17 protein-coding genes are annotated in these 20148 nt (G+C 73.0%); 7 read left to right on the top strand and 10 right to left on the bottom strand.

The window, feature by feature from the left end; all coding sequences use genetic code 11:
* Window positions 1-52: 52 nt before the first annotated feature.
* From ACZ4EF_RS05060 to fabF, 4 genes are all read left to right on the top strand, one after another.
* Complete coding sequence (locus ACZ4EF_RS05060; RefSeq protein WP_355344801.1) at window positions 53-1003, top strand: ACP S-malonyltransferase; 951 nt, start codon at window positions 53-55, stop codon at window positions 1001-1003.
* 13 nt (window positions 1004-1016) lie between these two features.
* Window positions 1017-2027, top strand: a complete 1011-nt coding sequence (locus ACZ4EF_RS05055; protein ID WP_355344798.1) for a ketoacyl-ACP synthase III — start codon at window positions 1017-1019, stop codon at window positions 2025-2027.
* A 70-nt stretch (window positions 2028-2097) separates the two neighbouring features.
* Window positions 2098-2346, top strand: a complete 249-nt coding sequence (locus tag ACZ4EF_RS05050) for an acyl carrier protein (protein ID WP_355344795.1) — start codon at window positions 2098-2100, stop codon at window positions 2344-2346.
* A gap of 79 nt (window positions 2347-2425) precedes the next feature.
* Complete coding sequence (gene fabF, locus ACZ4EF_RS05045) at window positions 2426-3694, top strand: beta-ketoacyl-ACP synthase II (protein WP_355344792.1); 1269 nt, start codon at window positions 2426-2428, stop codon at window positions 3692-3694.
* 173 nt (window positions 3695-3867) lie between these two features.
* Here fabF and ACZ4EF_RS05040 read toward each other — a convergent pair whose 3' ends face one another.
* Both ACZ4EF_RS05040 and ACZ4EF_RS05035 read right to left on the bottom strand, forming a co-directional pair.
* Entirely contained in the window at window positions 3868-4761 is an 894-nt protein-coding gene (locus ACZ4EF_RS05040) for an NAD(P)-dependent oxidoreductase (RefSeq protein WP_467502823.1), read from the bottom strand.
* Between the two features lie 56 nt (window positions 4762-4817).
* Entirely contained in the window at window positions 4818-5312 is a 495-nt protein-coding gene (locus ACZ4EF_RS05035; protein WP_188285125.1) for a DUF3145 domain-containing protein, read from the bottom strand.
* A 227-nt stretch (window positions 5313-5539) separates the two neighbouring features.
* Here ACZ4EF_RS05035 and ACZ4EF_RS05030 point away from each other — a divergent pair, with 227 nt between their 5' ends.
* On the top strand, window positions 5540-6487 hold the full coding sequence (locus ACZ4EF_RS05030) for an SGNH/GDSL hydrolase family protein (protein ID WP_467502821.1): 948 nt from the start codon (window positions 5540-5542) through the stop codon (window positions 6485-6487).
* Window positions 6488-6562: 75 nt separating this feature from the next.
* Here the strand turns inward: ACZ4EF_RS05030 and ACZ4EF_RS05025 are convergent, their stop codons facing one another.
* Entirely contained in the window at window positions 6563-7333 is a 771-nt protein-coding gene (locus tag ACZ4EF_RS05025) for an EI24 domain-containing protein (RefSeq protein WP_467345547.1), read from the bottom strand.
* A gap of 613 nt (window positions 7334-7946) precedes the next feature.
* A complete protein-coding gene (locus ACZ4EF_RS05020; RefSeq protein WP_467502819.1) occupies window positions 7947-10502 on the bottom strand; it encodes a beta-glucosidase in 2556 nt (851 codons plus the stop codon).
* A 149-nt stretch (window positions 10503-10651) separates the two neighbouring features.
* On the opposite strand from ACZ4EF_RS05020, the gene ACZ4EF_RS05015 reads away from it, so the two are divergent.
* Window positions 10652-11287, top strand: coding sequence for a TetR/AcrR family transcriptional regulator (locus ACZ4EF_RS05015; protein WP_467502817.1), 636 nt, complete (start codon window positions 10652-10654; stop codon window positions 11285-11287).
* Between the two features lie 59 nt (window positions 11288-11346).
* On the opposite strand, the gene ACZ4EF_RS05010 is transcribed toward ACZ4EF_RS05015, so the two are convergent.
* Together ACZ4EF_RS05010 and ACZ4EF_RS05005 are read right to left on the bottom strand one after the other, a co-directional pair.
* Entirely contained in the window at window positions 11347-11775 is a 429-nt protein-coding gene (locus ACZ4EF_RS05010; RefSeq protein ID WP_355344774.1) for an organic hydroperoxide resistance protein, read from the bottom strand.
* A 118-nt stretch (window positions 11776-11893) separates the two neighbouring features.
* Window positions 11894-12904, bottom strand: coding sequence for an NADP-dependent oxidoreductase (locus ACZ4EF_RS05005; protein WP_467502815.1), 1011 nt, complete (start codon window positions 12902-12904; stop codon window positions 11894-11896).
* Between the two features lie 149 nt (window positions 12905-13053).
* Here ACZ4EF_RS05005 and ACZ4EF_RS05000 point away from each other — a divergent pair, with 149 nt between their 5' ends.
* The gene (locus ACZ4EF_RS05000; protein WP_401304299.1) at window positions 13054-13560 is read left to right on the top strand and encodes a MarR family winged helix-turn-helix transcriptional regulator; all 507 of its coding nucleotides are present in this window, start codon (window positions 13054-13056) and stop codon (window positions 13558-13560) included.
* Window positions 13561-13590: 30 nt separating this feature from the next.
* On the opposite strand, the gene ACZ4EF_RS04995 is transcribed toward ACZ4EF_RS05000, so the two are convergent.
* From ACZ4EF_RS04995 to efeU, 4 genes are all read right to left on the bottom strand, one after another.
* Entirely contained in the window at window positions 13591-14604 is a 1014-nt protein-coding gene (locus tag ACZ4EF_RS04995) for an SCO2400 family protein (RefSeq protein ID WP_467502812.1), read from the bottom strand.
* Between the two features lie 154 nt (window positions 14605-14758).
* On the bottom strand, window positions 14759-16273 hold the full coding sequence (locus ACZ4EF_RS04990; RefSeq protein WP_467345554.1) for an aldehyde dehydrogenase family protein: 1515 nt from the start codon (window positions 16271-16273) through the stop codon (window positions 14759-14761).
* A 149-nt stretch (window positions 16274-16422) separates the two neighbouring features.
* Window positions 16423-17673 carry an iron uptake transporter deferrochelatase/peroxidase subunit gene (gene efeB / locus ACZ4EF_RS04985; RefSeq protein ID WP_355344867.1) on the bottom strand — a complete coding sequence of 417 codons (1251 nt, stop codon included), beginning with the start codon at window positions 17671-17673 and terminating at the stop codon, window positions 16423-16425.
* A 131-nt stretch (window positions 17674-17804) separates the two neighbouring features.
* Window positions 17805-19943, bottom strand: coding sequence for an iron uptake transporter permease EfeU (gene efeU / locus ACZ4EF_RS04980; RefSeq protein ID WP_467502810.1), 2139 nt, complete (start codon window positions 19941-19943; stop codon window positions 17805-17807).
* Between the last annotated feature and the right edge of the window lie 205 nt (window positions 19944-20148).

Below are 20148 nucleotides of genomic sequence, written 5' to 3'. Positions count from 1 at the left end.
TGGTCCCTGTCCCCACGGGCGGTCATCCCCGTCCGCGAGAGAGAGTGTGAAGGTGCTCGTACTCGTCGCTCCCGGCCAGGGCGCGCAGACGCCCGGCTTCCTGGCCCCCTGGCTCGAACTCCCCGGTGCCGCCGACCGCCTGTCCGGCTGGTCCGCCGCGGCGAACCTCGACCTCGCCCACTACGGCACGAAGGCGGACGCGGACGAGATCCGCGACACCAAGGTGGCACAGCCGCTGCTGGTCGCCGCGGGTCTGCTGTCCGCGGGCGAACTGACCGGCGGGGCCTCCCCGCTGACCCCGGACGCGGTGGCGGGTCACAGCGTCGGTGAGATCACCGCGGCCGTACTGGCCGGGGTGCTGTCCGCCGAGGACGCGATGACCTTCGTCGCGGCCCGCGGCCGGGCCATGGCGGACGCCGCCGCGGTCACCGAGACGGGCATGTCCGCGGTGCTCGGCGGCGACCCGGACACGGTCCTCGCCCACCTCGCCGGTCTCGGTCTGACCCCGGCGAACATCAACGGCGCCGGCCAGATCGTGGCGGCCGGCACCATGCCACAGCTCGCGGCGCTGGCCGCGGACAAGCCGGAGAAGGCCCGCGTCATCGCGCTGAAGGTGGCGGGCGCCTTCCACACCGAGCACATGGCCCCGGCCGTGGCGACCCTGGAGGCGCTCGCGCCCTCGCTGGCCGTCACGGACCCGGCGCTGCCCTATGTGTCGAACGCCGACGGCCGGTTCGTGGCGTCCGGCGCGGACATCGTACGGCGGCTCGTCGCGCAGGTGTCCAACCCGGTTCGGTGGGATCTGTGCATGGAGACCTTCAAGGAACGCGGCGTCACTGCGATGATCGAGGTATCGCCCGGTGGCACGCTCGTCGGCCTCGCCAAGCGGGCGCTGCCCGGGGTGCGAACCCTCGCGCTGAAGACGCCGGACGATCTGGAAGCGGCCCGCGCCCTCGTCGCCGAATACGGCACCCCCGCCGAAGCCGTAGACGCAGCCGAATAGGAGCCGTGCAGAGATGACAGCGAAGATCAGGCCGAGCAAGGGCGCGCCGTACGCGCGGATCCTCGGTGTCGGCGGCTACCGGCCGACCCGCGTGGTGCCCAACGAGGTCATTCTGGAGCACATCGACTCGACGGACGAGTGGATCAGGTCCCGGTCCGGGATCGCCACCCGGCACTGGGCGGGTCCGGACGAGACCGTCGCCGAGATGTCGCTGGCCGCGGGCGGCAAGGCCATCGCGGACGCCGGGATCAGCGCGTCCGACATCGACGGCGTGATCGTCGCCACCGTCTCGCACTTCAAGCAGACCCCCGCCATCGCGACCGAAATTGCCCACCGGATCGGCGCGGGCATGCCGCCCGCCTTCGACATCTCGGCGGGCTGCGCGGGCTTCACCTACGGCCTGACGCTGGCCAAGGGCATGGTCACCGACGGCACCGCCAAGCACGTCCTGGTGATCGGCGTGGAGCGGCTCAGCGACCTCACCGACAAGGAGGACCGTGCCACGGCCTTCCTGTTCGGCGACGGCGCGGGCGCGGTCATCGTCGGCCCTTCGGACGTACCCGCCATAGGTCCCACGGTGTGGGGTTCCGACGGCGAGAAGTCCGAGACGATCAAGCAGACCGTCTCCTGGGAGGTCTACCGGGACACGCCCGCCGGGGAAGTCCGTTTTCCGGCGATCACGCAGGAGGGCCAGTCGGTCTTCCGGTGGGCCGTGTTCGAGATGGCCAAGGTCGCCCAGGAGGCGCTGGACGCCGCCGGGATCACCGCCGACCAGCTCGACGCGTTCATCCCGCACCAGGCGAACATGCGGATCATCGACTCGATGATCAAGGCTCTGAAGCTGCCGGACCACGTCGCGGTCGCCCGTGACGTGGAGACCACGGGCAACACCTCGGCCGCCTCGATCCCGCTCGCGATGGAACGGCTGCTCGCCACGGGCAAGTCCAAGAGCGGCGACACCGCGCTGGTCATCGGCTTCGGGGCGGGTCTGGTCTACGCGGCAACTGTGGTTACTCTCCCTTAGTCACACACACCCTCGCGGCGCCGCAGTCCCGCACGCCGCTCACCCAGCAACACATCAAGGAGCGCCGTCAATGGCAGCCACCAAGGAAGAGATCGTCAGCGGTCTCGCCGACATCGTCAACGAGATCGCCGGTATCCCGCAGGAGGACGTCCAGCTCGACAAGTCCTTCACCGACGACCTGGACGTCGACTCGCTGTCCATGGTCGAGGTCGTCGTGGCGGCCGAGGAGCAGTTCGGTGTGAAGATCCCGGACGACGACGTCAAGAACCTCAAGACCGTCGGCAACGCCGTCGACTACATCCTGGCCGCCCAGGTCTGACCGGGCCCCGCCCGCCAGAAAGCCCTACCGGGACGACGCGACTGTCGCCCGCCCTTCTAGACGTGGAGAGACAATTCCTGTGAGTCCGACCAATCGCACCGTGGTCGTCACCGGTATCGGAGCAACCACACCGCTGGGTGGCGACAGCGCGTCGACCTGGGAGGCGTTGCTGGCCGGCCGGTCCGGCGTCCGCACGCTCGACCAGGACTGGGCGGCGGATCTGCCGGTGCGGATCGCCGCGCAGATCGCCGTCGAACCGGGTGAGGTGCTGCCCCGCCCGCTGGCCCGCAAGCTGGACCGCAGCGCGCAGTTCGCGCTGATCGCGGCCCGTGAGGCGTGGGCGGACGCGGGCTTCACCGCGAAGGCGGGCGAGGACCCGGCGGTCGACCCCGACCGGCTCGGTACGGTCGTCGCCTCCGGCATCGGCGGCGTGACCACGCTCCTCGGCCAGTACGACGTGCTCAAGGAGCAGGGCGTCCGCAAGGTCTCCCCGCACACCGTGCCGATGCTCATGCCGAACAGCCCGTCGGCGAACGTCGGCATCGAGGTCAACGCGCGGGCCGGTGTGCACACCCCGGTCAGCGCCTGCGCCTCGGGCGCGGAGGCCATCGGTTACGCCATCGAGATGATCCGCACCGGCCGTGCCGACGTGGTCGTCGCGGGCGGTACCGAGGCGGCCATCCACCCGCTGCCCATCGTCGCCTTCGGCAACATGATGGCGATGTCCAAGAACAACGACGACCCGCAGGGCGCGTCGCGGCCGTACGACTCCGGGCGGGACGGCTTCGTCCTCGGTGAGGGCGCGGGCGTGATCATCCTGGAGTCCGAGGAGCACGCCACCGCGCGCGGTGCCCGGGTGTACTGCGAGGCGGTCGGCCAGGGCATCTCGGCCGACGCGCACCACATCACCCAGCCGGAGCCGTCGGGCCGTGGCATCGCCGCCGCGCTGACCAATCTGCTGCACAACTCCGACCTGAAGCCGGCCGAGATCGTGCACGTCAACGCGCACGCGACCTCGACCCCGCAGGGTGACGTCGCGGAGATCAAGGCGCTGCGCCAGGTCTTCGGCGACGACGTGGACCACATGGCGATCTCCGCCACCAAGTCCATGACCGGTCACCTGCTGGGCGGCGCGGGCGGTATCGAGACGGTCGCGACCGTTCTCGCGCTGTACCACCGCATCGCCCCGCCGACGATCAACCTCAACGACCCGGACCCGGAGGCCGACGCCGACATCGTCCGCGCCGAGGCCCGCCCGCTGCCCGAGGGCACCATCGCCGCCCTCAACGACTCCTTCGGCTTCGGCGGCCACAACGTGGTGCTGGCGCTCCGTTCCTGGAACCGCTGAGGCGCTGCCCGCTGAGCTGTGACGCGTGTGCCCCTGCCGATCGGTCCGGCAGGGGCACACGCGTGAGGTCGGACCGCCGGGCGCACTGGCGCGGCGGGGCCCGCCGGTAGCCGGCGAGCCACAGGGCGGATCCAAGCGCCCGGAGGCGAGACGGCGGCAAAAAAAGAGGGGCGCTACTTCGCTTCGGGGTCGGCGTCGGAGAAGCTCGCGAAGTACGAGGCGGCCATGTCCTCGTCGCCGTGGCCCTGGGCGGAGGCGCGGTGGAAGCGGTCGGCCCCGGCGGCGGTGAGGTCGAGGCGGATGCCGTGCCGGTCGGCGGCGCCGAGGATGAGTCCGGCGTCCTTGGCGGCGGCGTCCACGGTGAAGTTGGGGGCGAAGTCGCCGCTGAGGATGACGGCGGACTTGGCGCGGAGGTAGGGCAGGTCGAGGGGGCCGCCCCCGATGGCTTCGAGGATGTGGTCGCGGTCGACGCCGAGCCCCTTGGCAAGCGCCATGACTTCGGCGGTGCCGTGGGTGACGGCCAGCACCCAGGTGTTGAGGACGAGCTTGAGGCTGCTGGCGGCCCCGGCCGTACCGTCGTCGCCGAGCCAGATGGTGGTGCGGCCGACCGCGTCGAAGACCCGTTCCGCGACCGGGCGGGCGGCGGCGGGGCCCGCGGCCAGTACGGTCAGCTCCCCGGCTTCGGCGACCGGCCGGGTGCCGAGGACGGGCGCGTCGAGGAAGTGCGCCCCGGTCTCGGCCGCCAGCGCGCCCAGTTCGGCCAGCGCGTCGGGCCCCACGGTGCTGCTCTGGACCCATACGACGCCCTCGCGCAGGGCGGGCGCGGCGGCGTGCATCACCTCCAGGACGGAGGGCCCGTCGAAGAGCATGGTGATCACGGCGTCGGCGTCGCGTACGGCGTCGGCCGGGTCGTCGGTGACGCGGATGCCGTCGGCTTCGAGCGGCTGGGCGCGGGAGCGGGTGCGGTTCCAGGCACGGACCTCGTGCCCGGCGGCGGACAGATTGCGGGCCATCCCGGCGCCCATGATTCCGGTGCCGAGGACCGCGACGGTGAGAGTGTCGGACATACCGGCAGGCTATGCCGCGCGACCCCGCTCGGGGCGCCGACGTACCGCCGACGGGATTAGACCACTTGGTGGAGCCAGCGGACGGGGGCGCCCTCGCCCGCGTAGCGGAAGGGCTCCAACTCGTCGTCCCAGGGCTTGCCGAGCAGCCCGGACAGCTCGCTCTCCAGGTCGGCCTCGCCCATGCGGGCGCGCTGCATCGCGGCGCGCAGCCGGTCCTCGGGGATCAGGATGTCGCCGTGCATGCCGATGACGGCGTGGAAGATGCCCAGCTCGGGGGTGGCGCTGTAGCGCTCGCCCTCGGCGGTCGCGCAGGGCTCCGCCGTGACCTCGAAGCGCAGTTGGTGCCAGCCGCGCAGCGCGGACGCCAGTTTGGACGCGGTGCCGGGCTCTCCCTGCCAGGAGAATTCGGCGCGCCAGGTACCCGGCGAGGCGGGCTGCCGGATCCAGTCCAGTGTGACGCGCACGCCTAGGACGCCCGCGACGGCCCATTCGACGTGTGGGCAGAGCGCGCGCGGTGCGGCGTGCACGTACAGAACTCCACGTGTCGTCACCGGTACCTCCAGTGTGGGACGAGGTTCGCCTTCCCCAGCGGCCTCACACCCGAACTGGCTGCTCTCGGGGCAACATTAGACATTCTGCACTATTCACCACAATCAGGACAACAATCTACGTTTGACGCCCGGCAGTCGCCGATCTCCCGTCTTTTCGCCCGGGTGTCAGGGAAAAAGCTACCGTGCGGCGTCCTTGAGGGAGTCACGTACCGTCGTGCTGGTACGAGATGTCACCCACTCGTCGGAGGGAGCACCGGATGCGACCGATGCTGCGCCGTGGCCTCGCACTGGCCGTAGGGGCCGTTCTCCTGGGCGGATGCACCGTCAGCGGGTCTCCGCCCGACGGCGGTCGGGGTGAACCCTCCGCACACACCTCGCATTCCGCTTCGGGGCCGCGCGACCCGTCCCCGAAGCCCTCGCCGACCCGCCCCTGGAACGTCCGTCCGCCGTCGGTGGCCGCGCTCGGTGACTCCATCACCCGCGGTTTCGACGCCTGTTCGCCGCTGTCAGACTGCCCCGACGTGTCGTGGTCCACCGGCGACCGCGACAAGGTCGACAGCGTGACGCACCGGCTGGCCGCGACCGTGCCCGCCACCAGGAGCTGGAATCTCGCCCAGTCCGGCGCCCTGGTCGCGGACCTGCCCGCCCAGGCCGAGGCCGCGGCGGCCCACCGGCCCGCCATGGTCACCGTGCTGATCGGCGCGAACGACGCGTGCACCGCCACCGCCGCCGCGATGACCTCGATCGCCGACTTCCGGGCCGACTTCGCCCGCGCGCTGTCGTATCTGCACCGCGTGCTGCCCGGAACGCAGGTGCTGGTGGCCAGCATCCCCGACCTCAAGCGGCTGTGGTCGGTCGGGCGGACCAACGTCCTGGGCAAGCAGGTCTGGAAGCTCGGCCTGTGCCCCTCGATGCTGCGCGACGCGGACTCGCACAGCGCGGCGGCCGAACAGCGCCGCGACACCGTACGGGACCGCGTGATCGCGTACAACAAGGTGCTCGGGCAGGTCTGCGGACAGTACGAGCGCTGCCGCTACGACGGCGGCGCGGTCTTCGCGTACCCGTTCGGCACGGACGACCTGAGCCGCTGGGACTGGTTCCACCCCAACGAGCGGGGGCAGGCCCAACTGGCCAGGATTCTGGCCCGAGTCGCCTTCGGCGCGAGTCCGGAGTAGGGGCAGAACCGGTCATTTCGCGGAGGGATCCGGCCTTTTCGGCGGCGGGGCCGGGGACGGTGCGGGGGGCGGCCCTCAGTCGTCGGGCCGGCCCTCCTCGGCGGGCTCGCCCGGCGGCAGCACTTCCCTGGCCAGCAGCGTCGCGCCCGCGACGGCACCGGGCATCAGGAAGACCGCCACCAGCGGAACGAGGAAGGCCAGGACGAGCGGCACGCCGAAGCCGAGGACCAGCGGCAGCCGGGCGCGCAGGACGCGGATGCGTTCGCGCAGCGGTACGTCGCGGCGCTGCATCGCGACCGCGGCGAGTTCCAGGGTGAGGAAGAAGCCGGAGACGCAGAAGCCGACGGCGGGCACTACGGTCTGGCCGAGGACCGGCACGAAGCCGAGCGCGAACAGCACGATCCCGAAGGCCGCGACGCGCACCAGGACCCGGACGCTGTCCACCGTCGAGACCCACAACTCCCGCCACAGCCCCAGCTCGGGCCCCTCGGGCGCCCCGCCCTCGGCCCGGTCCACGCGCGCCGCGACCGTCTCGTAGAACGGCTGCCCGACCAGCAGCGTCACCGCCGTGAACGAGATCACCGCCAGCAGCAGCCCGCCCCCGACCACGACCGCGTCCAACAGCCCCCGGAACGCCCCGGACCACGGCGACGCCCAGTGATCCGCAAAGGGCGTCGCCCACGCGACCAGGTCGTCCGTCCACACCAGCAGCGCCACGAGCGCCGCCGCGTACCCGACCAACGTGATCAGCGCGGGCACCATCCCCAGCCGCCACTCCCGCCCGTGGCCTGCGGCCCACTTCTGGCCCAGATACAGCAGCCGCACTCCACCCCAGATCTCCCGCATGCGCGGAGCTTAGAGGACAAGCACGTCGGCCGCCGCCGAGAGGCATACGAGCGCGACGCGGCACCCGCCGCCGGGTCACCCTTCGGCCCAACCCGCCCGCCAGCCACCACGCCCAGCGCCCAACTCGCCTTCGCCGAAGGCCAGATCCCCTGCGGGGCGGCCATCCGCGCCGGTACCCGAACCGCACGGCGCGCGGTCGCCGGACGCGAGATCCCTGCGGGACGGCCATCCGCCGAATCTCGGATCGCGCGGCGCGCGGTCGCCAACGGTGGGGGCCCCTGCGGGGCGGCCGTTGGCCGTAGCCCGAACCGCACGGACCGCCGTCACCGAAGGCGAGATCCCTGCGAGGCGGCCAACCGCCGGTTCTCGGACCGCACGGTGCCCGGTCGTCAACAACGAGAGCCCCTGCGGGGCTGCCGTTGGCCGTTGCCCGAACCGCACGGCGCGCGGTCGCCGGACGCGAGATCCGTGCGGGACGGCCATCCGCCGAACCTCGGATCGCACGGCGCGCGGTCGGCGACGGTGGGGACCCCCGCCGGGAGGCCGGCAGCCGAATTGCCCGCCTGCACGGGTGGGGGTCCCCCCGCCGAAGGCGGGGGAAACGGGGGCGGGGTCAGGGGGCGGGGACGGAGAGTGGGGCCGTGAGGCGGGGCGAGGCGATGGAGCGGCCGGCGACCACGGCGTAGGCACCGGGCACGAGCCGCCACGCGGCGGCGTCCTCGTCCCAGACCTCGGCGGCCCGCCGGGGCACCCGGACGGTCACCTCGACGGCCTCCCCCGCCTCGGCGGCGACGGAAGCGAATCCGGCCAGCCACCGCCCGGGCCGCGCGACGTCCGAGGTCGCCCCCTCGGACGACGCCCCGTCGAGGTAGAGCTGGACGACCTCACGTCCGGCCCGCGCCCCGGCGTTCCGCACCCGCACGGTCGCGGTGACCAGCACGTCCGGCTCCGAACTCTCGGCGACGACCAGCGACTCGTACTCCCAGTCGGTGTACCCGAGCCCGTGCCCGAAGGGATAGGCGGGCGCGACGGCCTGCCGCTCCCACGCGCGGTACCCGATGAACACCCCTTCGTCGTAGGCGAGTACGCCGTCCTGCGGCGTGACCCGGCTGACGGGCGCGTCGGCGAGCCGTACCGGCCAGGTCGTGGGCAGCCGCCCGCCCGGCTCCTCCACGCCGAGCAGGACATCGGCGAGGGCGGCCCCGGCCTCCTGCCCGGGGAACCAGCCGAGGAGTACGGCGGCCACGTCCTCCCGCCACGGAAGCTCCACCGGGGAGCCGGAGTTGACCACGACCACGGTCCGTGGATTGACGGCGGCGACGCGGGCGACGAGTTCGTCCTGGCGGCCGGGCAGCCGCAGATCGCGCCGGTCGAAGCCCTCGGACTCGACGCGTTCCGTGGTGGCGACCACGACGACGGCGGTGTGCGCGGCCCGCGCGGTCTCGACGGCCTCGGCCAGCAACTCCTCCGGGTCGCGGGCCGGTTCGCCGTGCAGCAGAGCGAACCCAACAGCAAGGATGGGGAGTTCGACGCTCTTGGGCACGGCGTGCACGAGGCTGATCTCGACCCGCTCCCCCGCCGCCAGTTCGACGGTCCCGTGCTCGGCGGGCGTGCCGAGGAACGCCTCGAACGGGTCCTCGTGCTCGCTGCCCTCGACGCCGTCGAACAGCACGTGTCCGCCGACGGTCAGGGTGAAGCCGCCGGTGCCGCGGGTGCCGAAGCGGTGCGCGCCGCTGACCCGCGGGGTGAACCAGCCGCGGGTCTCGACGGTGTGCAGCGCGTCGTACGCGACGCCTTCCGGCAGTTCGCCGAGCCACTGGAGCTGGCCGTTGGGCAGCTCCTCCGAGCCCAGTTCGGCTCCGTGTTCGTCGCGGGCGACGGCGGTGAGGGCGAATCCGGGTCCGGCGACGGGCAGTTCCTCGGTGGGGTCGGCGCCGACGCTGTGGCTGAGGGCGACGCCCGCGTGCAGCGCGGCCCGCAGGCCGTCGAGCGGCGAGACGACGTGGTCGGGGAAGACCTGCGCGGAGCCGCCGCCCAGGACGCGCGGGTCGCGGGCGGCGGCGCCGATGAGGGCGATGCCGCCTCCGAGCGGGGTCGGCGCGAGCGGCAGCACGGGCGCGTTGCCGCGTACCTCGTTGCGTACGAGCACGAAGCCGCGGCGGGCGATCTCGCGGGCCAGCGCGTCGCCGTCGGCCGGGGCGGGCCGGTCGGCCACGGCGACGGCGGGCGGCGCGCCCTCCAGCAGGCCGGTGCGGGCGGCGAGCAGCAGGACCCGGCGGGCGGCGGTGTCGACGGCCGCCTCCTCGACGGCCCCCGCGCGTACGGCGGCGGCCAGCGCCTCGCCGTAGACGGTGACCGGTCCCGGCATGGCGATGTCGAGGCCGCCCAGGAGCGCGCCGACGGTGTCGCGGGCGGCCAGCCAGTCGGAGACGACGACGCCGTCGAAGCCCCACTCGCCGCGCAGCACGCCGTTGACCAGCGGGTCGTGCTCGGTCATCGTCGTGCCGTTGACGGCGTTGTAGGCGGCCATGACGCCCCAGGGGCGGGCGCCCGCGACGATCGCCTCGAAGGGCGCGAGGTACAGCTCGCGCAGCGGCCGGGGCGCGATCCGGTTGTCGACGGTGAAGCGCTCGGTCTCCGCGTCGTTGCCGACGAAGTGCTTGACGGTGACGCCGACTCCGCCGTCCTGGACGCCGCGCACATAACCGGTGCCGATGGCGCCGGTGAGATACGGGTCCTCGCTGTACGCCTCGAAGTGCCGTCCGCCCAGCGGCGACCTGTGCAGGTTGACGGTCGGCGCGAGCAGGACGTGGACGCCCTTGCGATGCGCCTCCTGGGCGAGCAACCGTCCTGCGCGGCGGGCCAGTTCGGGGTCCCAGGACGCGGCGAGCGCGGTGGGGCTGGGCAGCGCGGTCGACGGGTCGCCCGCCGTCCAGCGCTTGCCGCGTACGCCGATCGGGCCGTCGGACATCACCAGCGAGCCGAGGCCGATCTGCGGCAGCGCGGGCAGCGTCCACATGTCCTGGCCCGCCAGCAGCCGCGTCTTGGCGTCGAGGTCGAGCTTGCCGAGCGCCGCGTCGACCGCCCGCTCGCGCTCCGCGTCCCCGCGCGCGTCCGCGCGTACGCCCTCGTCCCCTGCTCCGGCCGCCGCCCCGCTGATCGCCGTCATCTTCCGTCCCCTTCCGCCTGTCCCGTACCGCTCCCGTCCCACCGCGCCCACGCTACCTGTCGTACGGTAGGGATAGATGCCATTTCGTAATCTTGTAGGCTCCCGAGCGGCAAAGGCTCCCGAGCGGCAGGGGAAGGGGGCGGGGTGGCGTGGCGGGAACCAGGAGTGAACGGCGGGGCGACCGGCGGGCGGAGATCATCCAGGCCGCGACGGAGGTGATCGCCGAGCGCGGCTACCGGGGTGCCACATTGGTGGCGGTGGCCGAGCGGGTGGGGCTGACGCAGCAGGGGCTGATGCACTACTTCCCCACCAAGGACGCCCTGTTGGTGTCCGTGCTGGAGGCGCGCGACCAGTGGGACATGGCGTCGGCGGCGCTGCACGGCCGGTCGTGGCCGCTGGAGGTGGTGGCGGAGCTGGTCGAGTACAACGCGACCAGGCCCGGCATCGTCCAGGCGTTCACCGTGCTGGTCGGCGACAGCGTCACCGAGGGGCACCCGGCGCAGGAGTATTTCCGCGAGCGCTACGCGCGGGTCCGCGAGGGCGGCGCGCAGGCGCTGCGCGCCGAGTACGGCGACCGGCTGCCGGGCGGCCTCACCCCCGAGCGGGCGGCCACCTTGCTGGCGGCGGTGATGGACGGCCTCCAGGTGCAGTGGCTCCTCGACCCCGGCGCGGTCGACATGTCGGCGGCCTTCCGCGACTTCCTGGCGCTGCTGGCCCCGCCGTCGGAGCCGAAATCGGCCGGACAGCCGTCGCCGTCCGAGCCGGGGACGGCCGGACAGCCGTAAGGACCGCGCTCCTGGGAGCGCGGTCCTTACCGGGGCCGACCGGGTGAGCGGCGGAGAACTCAGACGACGCTCAGGTCCACCGTGATGTTGCCGCGCGTGGCGTTGGAGTACGGGCACACCTGGTGCGCCTTCTCCACCAGGTCCTTGGCGGTGACGTCGTCCACGTTGGGGATGGAGACGGCCAGTTCGACGGTGAGGCCGAAGCCGCCGGAGGCGATTTTGCCGATGCCGACCTTGGCGGTCACGCGGGAGCCGCTGATGTCGGCCTTGGCCTGGCGGGCGACGACGCCCAGCGCGCCCTGGAAGCAGGCGCTGTACCCGGCGGCGAAGAGCTGCTCGGGGTTGGTGCCGTTGCCCGCGCCGCCCATCTCGGTCGGCGGGTTCACGATGACGTCGAGCTTGCCGTCGTCGGTGGCGACGCGGCCGTCACGGCCGTTCTCCGCGGTGGCGACGGCGGTGTACAGGACGTCTACGGGCTGGATGCTCATGAAAGTGTCCTCCTGAGGGGCGGGCGGCCCGCAAGGCACGCGAGCACGCCTGCAACATTTTGTTGAATTTCCGGCCGGGTGTCGAGCCCGGCCGGTCGGTCGGCGGCCGGACGGCGGGTCACTCCGCCGGAAGAGAGACGATCATCTTTCCGGTGTTGTCACCGCGCAGCACGCCCAAGAACGCTTCCAGATTGTTCTCGATTCCCTCCACCACCGTCTCGCGGTACCGCAGCCGGCCGTCACGCAGCCAGCCGGCGGCCTCGCGGACGAACTCGGGGCGAAGGTCCTCGTGGTCGGTGACGAGGAAGCCGCGCAGGGTCAGCCGCCTGCCGACCATCAGGCCGAGATTGCGCGGCCCCGCCACCGGCTCCGTCGCGTTGTACTGCGCGATGGCCCCGCACAGGGCGGCCCTGCCGTGCACCCGCATCGCGCCGACCGCGGCCTCCAGGTGCTCCCCGCCGACGTTGTCGAAGTACACGTCGATGCCGTCGGGCGCGGCGGCCCTCAACTGCCCGGCCACCGGGCCGTCCTTGTAGTTGAAGGCGGCGTCGAAGCCGTACTCCTCCACCAGCATCCGGACCTTCTCCGCGGAGCCCGCGCTGCCGATGACCCGCGAGGCGCCCTTGAGCCGGGCGATCTGTCCGGCCTGCCCGCCGACGGCGCCCGCCGCGCCCGAGACGAAGACGACCTCGCCCGGCGCGAATTCGGCGACCCTCAGCAGACCCGCGTAGGCGGTGAGCCCGGTCATGCCGAGGACTCCGAGATACGCGGTGAGCGGCGCCTGGTCCGGGTCGACCCGGACGGCGCGCGCGGCGTCCACCAGGGCGTACTCCCGCCAGGCGAGGCCGTGCAGCACATGGTCGCCGACCGCGAAGTCCTCGGCCCGCGAGGCCACGACCCGGCCGACGGCGCCGCCGTGCATCGGCTGGTTCAGCTCGTACGGCGGCGCGTACGACTTCGCCTCGTTCATCCGGCCGCGCATGTACGGGTCGACCGACAGGTGCAGATTGCGGACCAGGATCTGGCCGGGGCCCGGCTCGGGGACGTCGGTCTCGACCAGCGCGAAGTCTTCCGGCACCGGCCAGCCCTGGGGGCGGGCGACCAGGTGCCATTCACGGCTCTTCGGCATGGGGGAAGTCCTCCTTCGGCGACGGTTCGACCACTGGTCGGCGTCGATCACTGATCAACCGCTGATCAACCATGGAAATGATTCAGGTGCTGAACTAACCATGGACCTTGATGTTTCATGATGTCAAACATTTGGGTAAACTGTTGGTCATGACACGTCGCCGAAGCGATCCCCTGACCGTCGAGGTCGTCGGCCTGATCGGCACCGTCGCCGCCCGCTACCACCAGGAGTACGAGTCGGCCGCCGCCCGCCACCGGCTGACCGGCGCGCAGGCCAAGGTGCTCGCGCTGCTCAATTCGGGGCCGCTGCCCATGCGGCGGATCGCCCGCTGGCTGAAGTGCGAGCCGTCCAATGTGACCGGCATCATCGACCGGCTGGAGGTCAGAGGGCTGGCCGAGCGCCGTACCGACCCGGCCGACCGCCGGATCAAGCTGGCCGCGGCCACCGCCGAGGGCCACGCCGTCGCCGACAAACTCCGCGACTCCCTGGACTTCGCCCGTGAACCGCTCGCCGGGCTCTCCGAACAGGAACGCACCATGCTGCGCGACCTGTTGCGGCAGATGCTGGGCGACGACCCGGCGGACGGCGCGCACCGCGACCACAGCCTCGGTGATACCCCGGGCGCGGGCCGCGAGCCGGGCGAGGGCGACGGCTGACGCCCGCTGATCCGTCCCCGCAGGGACCCTTTACTGGCACCACCAGAGCACATGCGTGCACGTCGGCGACGGCGTCGCGGGTGAGGACGGCGGCGCGGTCGTGGTCGGCGGCGCGGCGGTCGTCCTCGACGGCGACGCGCTCGCGGTGCGCGAGGGCTTCCCCGCCGGGCTGGACGCGGGCGCGCTCTCGGAACGCGAGGCCGACGCCGACGGCGAGCCGGACGCCTTGTCGGACGCCGAGGGGGACGCGCTGCCGCTGGTCCGGCCGCCGCCCTTCGGGACGCCGGGGGTGCCGCTCACGCCGGTGGACGGCCGGGGCGCGTCGGGCGAGGGGGAGACCGCGGAGACGCCGGGGCCGGGATCGGTGGACGGGCTCGGCGAGCCGCCGGAGAAGGCCGCGACGCCGAACATCGTCAGCGAGCCGACGACCGCGACCGCGCCGACGCCGAGGATCGCCGCCCGCTGGTGACGGCCGCGGCGGCGCCTGGCGGTCCCGCGCAGGTCGTGGTCCTCGCGGTAGCCGCCGCCACCGGCTCCGAGCAGGCTGTCGGCCAGGGCAGTGGGGGCGTCCCGTCGCGGGGCTTCGCCGTACGCGGGGACGTACGGGTCGGCGTACGGGGCGGTGTACGTCCCGCCGTACGCGCTGTCGTCGCCCGCCGTGCCGGGGTCCGTGTCCGGGTCCTCGCCGACGCCGGGGCCGACTCCGACGGCACTGCCGGTACCCGTGCCCGCGCTGCCGGGCTCGGGCTCGGCGTCGGTCGGGGCGGGGGCGGCCGGGACGGCGGCGGGGCCCGCGTCCGGGCCGAGGCCCGAGTCCCTGAGGAGGTCGTCCACGAGGGAGCCCTCGACGGGGGCCTCCGGTGTCGCCGCGCTCGCGGGCGGCGCCGGGTCGGCGCCGTCCGCTGCGGCGGCCTCCTCGGTGACCGGCGGCAGTTGCGCCGTGTCGGCCTCGTCGGGCAGCCCCGACCGGTCCGCGATCGCGCCGCATCCGGGGCAGGAGAAGGCGCCGTTGAGGTGTCGTCGGCACGTGTGGCAGTAGTTCATGGCGGATGGACTGTAAGGGACCGTCGCGGTGCGGCGGAACCCCGGAGTTCCGCTTGTCCCGGCTTCGCCGGGAAACTCCCCTGCGGACAAGTCGCCGCAGCTCAGGCCAGGTCGGGGCGGTCTGTACAGCGTCGGGCCGGTGCCCGGCGGCGGCTCAGCCGGGCCAGACGAGACTCTGCGTCTCACTGTAGGCGTGCAGCGCGTACGACCCCACGTCTCGGCCGACGCCGCTGCGCTTGAAGCCGCCGAAGGGCGCCTCCATGTTGCGGCCCACGGTGTTGATCCCGACGCCGCCCGCGCGCAGCCGCCGCGCGACCCGGAAGGCGCGGGGCACGTCGGCGGACCACACGTAGTCGATCAGGCCGTAGTCGCTGTCGTTGGCGAGCGCGACGCCCTCGTCCTCGTCGTCGAACGGCAGCACCACGACGACGGGCCCGAAGATCTCCTCGCGGACCACCCGCATGTCGGGCGCGCAGTCGGCCAGCAGTGTGGGGGCGACGTAGAACCCCCTTTCCAGCGGCGGGCGTTCACCGCCCGCCAGCAGGGTGGCGCCCTCCTTGCGGCCGAGCGCGACATACGCCTCGACGCGGTCGCGGTGGGCGGCGGAGATGACCGGGCCGACGACGGTGGCGGGTTGGGCGGGGTCGCCGACGACGAGCCGTCGCGCGTACCCGGCCAGTCGCTCCACCAGCCGTGGGTAGACCGCGCGTTGGGCCAGTACGCGGGTGGGGGCGGTGCAGATCTGGCCGCTGTAGAAGCTGAAGGTGGTGCCGATCCCGGCGACGGCCGAGTCGAGGTCGGCGTCGTCGAAGACCAGCGCGGCGCCCTTGCCGCCGAGTTCCATCAACTGCCGTTTCATACCGCGCCCGCAGGTCTCCGCGATGCGCTGCCCGACGGCCGTGGAGCCGGTGAAGCTCACCATGTCGGTGTCGGGCGACCCGACGACCGCCTCGCCGACGTCGGCGCCCGAGCCGGTCACCACGTTGAGCACACCCGGCGGCAGCCCGGCCTCGGTCAGCGCCTCCGCCATCCGGTAGACCGACAGCGGGTCCTGCGGGGCGGGTTTGACCACGACGGTGTTGCCCATCGCGAGCGCGGGCGCGACCTTGCCCGCCGGATTCGCCCAGGGGTTGTTGTAGGACGTGACGCAGGCGACGACGCCGACCGGCTGCCGGACCGCCAGCGCGCCGAAGACGCCGCCCGCGCCCATCGCGGACGCCTCGTTGAGCTGCGGGAGCAGCGCGGTCTCGGTGGGTTCGAGCGCGCCGCGCGCGTATCGCAGGAAGCGGGCGGCGGCCACGCCGACCTGCATGCCGCGGGCGGTCGCGGCGGTGGCGCCGCTCTCGGCGCCCGCCAGGGCCGCGTACGGCTTCAGTTCGCGCAGGATGATCCGCCCGGCGCGCTCCAGTATCCGGCCGCGCTCCTCGGGGCGGGTGCGCGACCAGCCGTCGAGCGCCTGCCGGGCGGCGGCGGTGGCCGCGAGCGCCTGTTCCGGGCTCGCTTCCGGCGCCCGCCCGACCACGCGCTCGGTGGCCGGGTTCAGGACGTCGTAGTGCCCGCGCTCCGGGGCGGTCCACCGGCCGCCGATGAACAGCGCGTCCTCGATCGCCGTCCCGTCCGTACCTGTTGACGTATCCGTCGGCCCGTCCGCCGCCCTGTCCACCGCCATGCCCGCCTCCTCGGCCGCCGGTCCCACCGGAATCCGGCACGGGCACAGCATGCCTGACGGACCGTCAGATGAGGAGAGGCGGACGGCACCTGATCCGCCCGGTCCGACGGCGTGCTGACGGAATGTCAGGCGGGGGGTCGGGCGGAGGCTCAGGCGGAGAGCAGGCCGCGGCCGAGCCAGTCCTTGGTGTCGCGGACGCCGGGCAGCACGAAGAAGTAGCCGCCGCCGACCGGGGAGATGTAGTCGACCAGCGGCTCGTCGATCAGCCGGGTCTGGGTGGCCTCGAACTGCCGCTGTACGTCCTGCTGGTAGCAGCAGAAGACCAGCCCCATGTCGAGGTTGCCGACCGCGTCCACGCCCCGGTCGTAGTTGTAACCGCGGCGCAGGATGCGGGAGTCGTCGGTCCTGGCGGTGCGCGGGTTGGCCATCCTGATGTGCGCGTCCAGCGGGATCGCGTTGCCCTGCGGGTCCTTGGCGTAGAGCGGGGTGTCGGTCTCCTTCGCGCCGTCCAGCGGCGCGCCGGTGTCCTTGCGGCGGCCGAACATCAACTCCTGCTCGGTGAGCGAGACCCGGTCCCAGAACTCCACCAGCATCCGGATGATCCGGATCGCCTGGTAGCTGCCGCCCGCCGCCCACGCGGGCTCGCCGAGCGCGTCCGTCACCCACACCAGGCGGTCCATCTCCCGGCCGGAGCGCACGTCCGGGTTGGCGATGCCGTCCTTGAAGCCGAGCAGATTGCGCTGCGCGCCGGTCGGCCGGGGCGCGTTCTGGAAGCCGTCCATGCGCCACTTGATCTGCATGCCGCCGCGGGTGTGCCGGGCGATGTCGCGCAGCGCGTGCAGGACGGTGTCCGTGCTGCCCGCGCAGATCTGCAACGACAGGTCGCCGTGGCACTGCGCGGCCTGGAGGTTGTCGTTGGGGAAGGTCCGCATCGGGGTGAGGCGGCGCGGCTTGGCGCCCGCGAGGCCGTAGCGGTCGTCGAAGAGCGAGGAGCCGACGCCGACGGTGACGGTGAGCGCGTCGGCGGGGACGGTCGGGCCGAGGATGCCGTTGTCGGACGGCGGCGCGCCGACGCCCAGGTCGTCGGGGGTGCCGCCCGCGGTGAGGAAGCGGGCCCGCTCGGTGATCGTCCTGAACAGGTCGGCGAGTTCGGCCCTGGTGTCCGCGATGACGTTCAGCGAGACGAAGGTCGCCGCGGCGGGCTGCGGGGTGATGACGCCCGCCTGGTGCGCGCCGTGGAAGTCCACCGCCGCGGCCTGGCCGCGCTGACCCGCGTCGGCCGCCTGGGCGCTGCTGCCGCCGGCCGCCGTGCTCAGCGCGAGGCCGCCGCCCGCCAGCGCCGCCGCGCCCGCGCCCGCGCCGAGCGCGGTCTTCACGAAGGACCTGCGGCCCGCGCCCATCGGGCAGGTGCCGCCGCCCGCCGCGTCACCGCCGTAGCCCTCGTGGCCTTCGGGTCGGGTGGAGTCGGCGGGCATCTGCTGCTTCCCTTCGGGGAGTTGTTCGGGTCCTGGCGCCGTACGGTCCTCGCGCCTCATGCGGACTTCCGGATTTCGAGCAGGTCGGGGACGGGCGCGAGGTCTTCCAGGAGCTGGCCGGTCGCGCCGTCGATCGTCGCGCGCGCCGCCGTGTCGAGCGAGCCGACCGGGGTCCAGGCGGCGCCCTTGTGCGCGCCGTCGAGCAGCTTCTGGAGGCGGGCGATGTCCGCGTCGATCAGGGCCAGTTGCCGCGGGTCCCGCCGGGTGATCAGCGGCCGCAGCACCGTCAACAGCTCTTTCGTACCGGCCAGGTTGGCGTTCGCGGTCGCCAGATTCGTCCCGCTGCCCTCGTCGGTGTCGCCGGTCAGCTCGAACTGGAGGGTGTTCTCCAGGATCTCGTGGCTGCGCAGCGGCAGGTCGGACGGGTCGAAGTCCTGCGTGGGGAACGCCTTGCGCAGGCCCGCCACGTCGGCGCCGAGCCGGACGGCGAGCGGCTTGAGCGAGGCCGCGGACTCGCCGTGCCACAGCCCGTACTCGATGCGGTGGAAGCCGGTGAAGGACGGGTCCTTCTCGCCGCCCGGCAGTCCGTCCTTGCGGCCGTTGATCTTCGCGTCGAAGTCGGCGAAGGTCCCGTAGGCGGCGCCGAGCGCGGAGTACGTGTCGTGCGCGGTGAGCCAGTCGGCGCGCGCCGCGGTGAGGTCGCCCGCCGCGAGGTCGGCCGTCAGTGTGCCGGTCTGTCCGACCAGCGTGCCGAGCCCGGTGTTCACATAGGCGCGGTACGACGCGAGCGGCGGCTGGAGTTCGGACGCGGCCAGCGGCAGGACGGCCTTGGTGGTGCTGCCGCCGGAGACCCGTACGGACGCCGAGGTGACCGCCTTGCCGCTGGTCGGCACGCAGCGCCAGGCGTATTCGCCGCTGCCGACGGTGGCGACCAGGTCGCGGGTGGTGCCGGGAGCCAGGCCCTCGATCTCGCCGTAGACGGCGTTGGTGGCGGGGTTGATCAGATAGACCTCGGACGCCTTGTCGCCGGTGTTGCGCATCGAGAAGGTCCGGCGGCCGGGCTGGGGGGCGCTGAAGCCCTTGCCGCACTCGGTCGGCGAGACGGCGACGGTCTGCGCTCCCGCGGGCTTGCCGTCGCCGAAGGCCACGACCAGGCCGCCGATCACGGCGGGGATCGCGACGACGGCGGCCGGGAGCAGCCATACGGGACGGGAGCGGGTGCGGGTGCGGGTGCGGGTGCGGGCGGGCACCGCCGTGACAGCGGGCACATGGGCGGGGTCCGGTGCGGAAGCGGGGGCCGGTGCGGAAGCGGGCGCCGTCTCCGCCGCGGTCGGCTCGGACGCCGGTGCCTCGGCCGCCTTCTTGGATACGGGCGCGGGCGCGGGCTTGCGCAGGCCGCGTACGAACAGCGTCATGACGATCGCGAGGTAGCCGACGTAGGCGGCGACCTGGAGCCAGGTCATGGCCGGGGTGAGGTTGAGGACGCCCTGGAGGAGGGCGGCGTACCAGGAACCGGCGTCGATGTGCGCGCTGAGGTCGAAGGCGTACGCCGTCTTCCCGGCGAGCACGCCGCCCTCCTGGAGGTCGCGCAGGCCGTAGCCGAGGACGCCCGAGGCGATGACGATCAGGACGGCGCCGGTCGCGGTGAAGAAGCGGCTCAGATTGATCTTGAGCACCCGCCGGTACAGGCCCCAGCAGAGCCCCGCGGCCAGCACCAGGCCGATCGCGGCGCCGGCCAGCGGGCCGCCGGACTCCCCCGCGGCGCGGGCGGTGGTCCACAGGAAGAGCGCGGTCTCCAGGCCCTCGCGGCCGACCGCGAGGAAGGAGGTGAGGATCAGCATGCCGCCGCCCATGGCGAGCGCGGCCGTCACCTTCTCCCGGATCTCACCGGACAGATTGCGGGCCGAGCGGCGCATCCAGAAGACCATCGCGGTGACGAAGGCGACGGCCACGACGCTGAGCGTGCCGCCGAACGCCTCCTGCGCGGTCGCCGACAGATTCGCGGCGGTGAAGGTGAGGACCGCCCCGAAGCTCATCGACAGGGCGATGGCGGCCAGGACGCCCGTCCACACCTGCGGGAGCCGGGACTTGGCGTCGCCGCGCACCAGGGTGGCCACCAGGATCGAGACGATCAGCCCGGCTTCGAGACCTTCCCTGAGTCCGATCAGGAAGCTCGGAAACGCGTCGTCCCACATCGATGTTCGTCCTCCCGGACCCGTGCTTAGGTGTGCCTGGCCTGACTTAGGCATACCTATCCTGCGGATCGGGGCCCGCGAAGTCTCTATGCTCCGGTTCCGTATTGGGTAAAAAGGACACCACGTGACACCGGATGACACCGGATGTGCGCGGGCCGCTCCCCCGCTCAAGGTGGGATCGGCGATCCCTGGACAAGTGGGGCCT

This window comes from Streptomyces sp. NPDC025721 (assembly GCF_055558595.1).
Note: the sequence above shows the minus strand (reverse complement) of the source record. Positions and strands in the feature narration are given on the sequence as shown.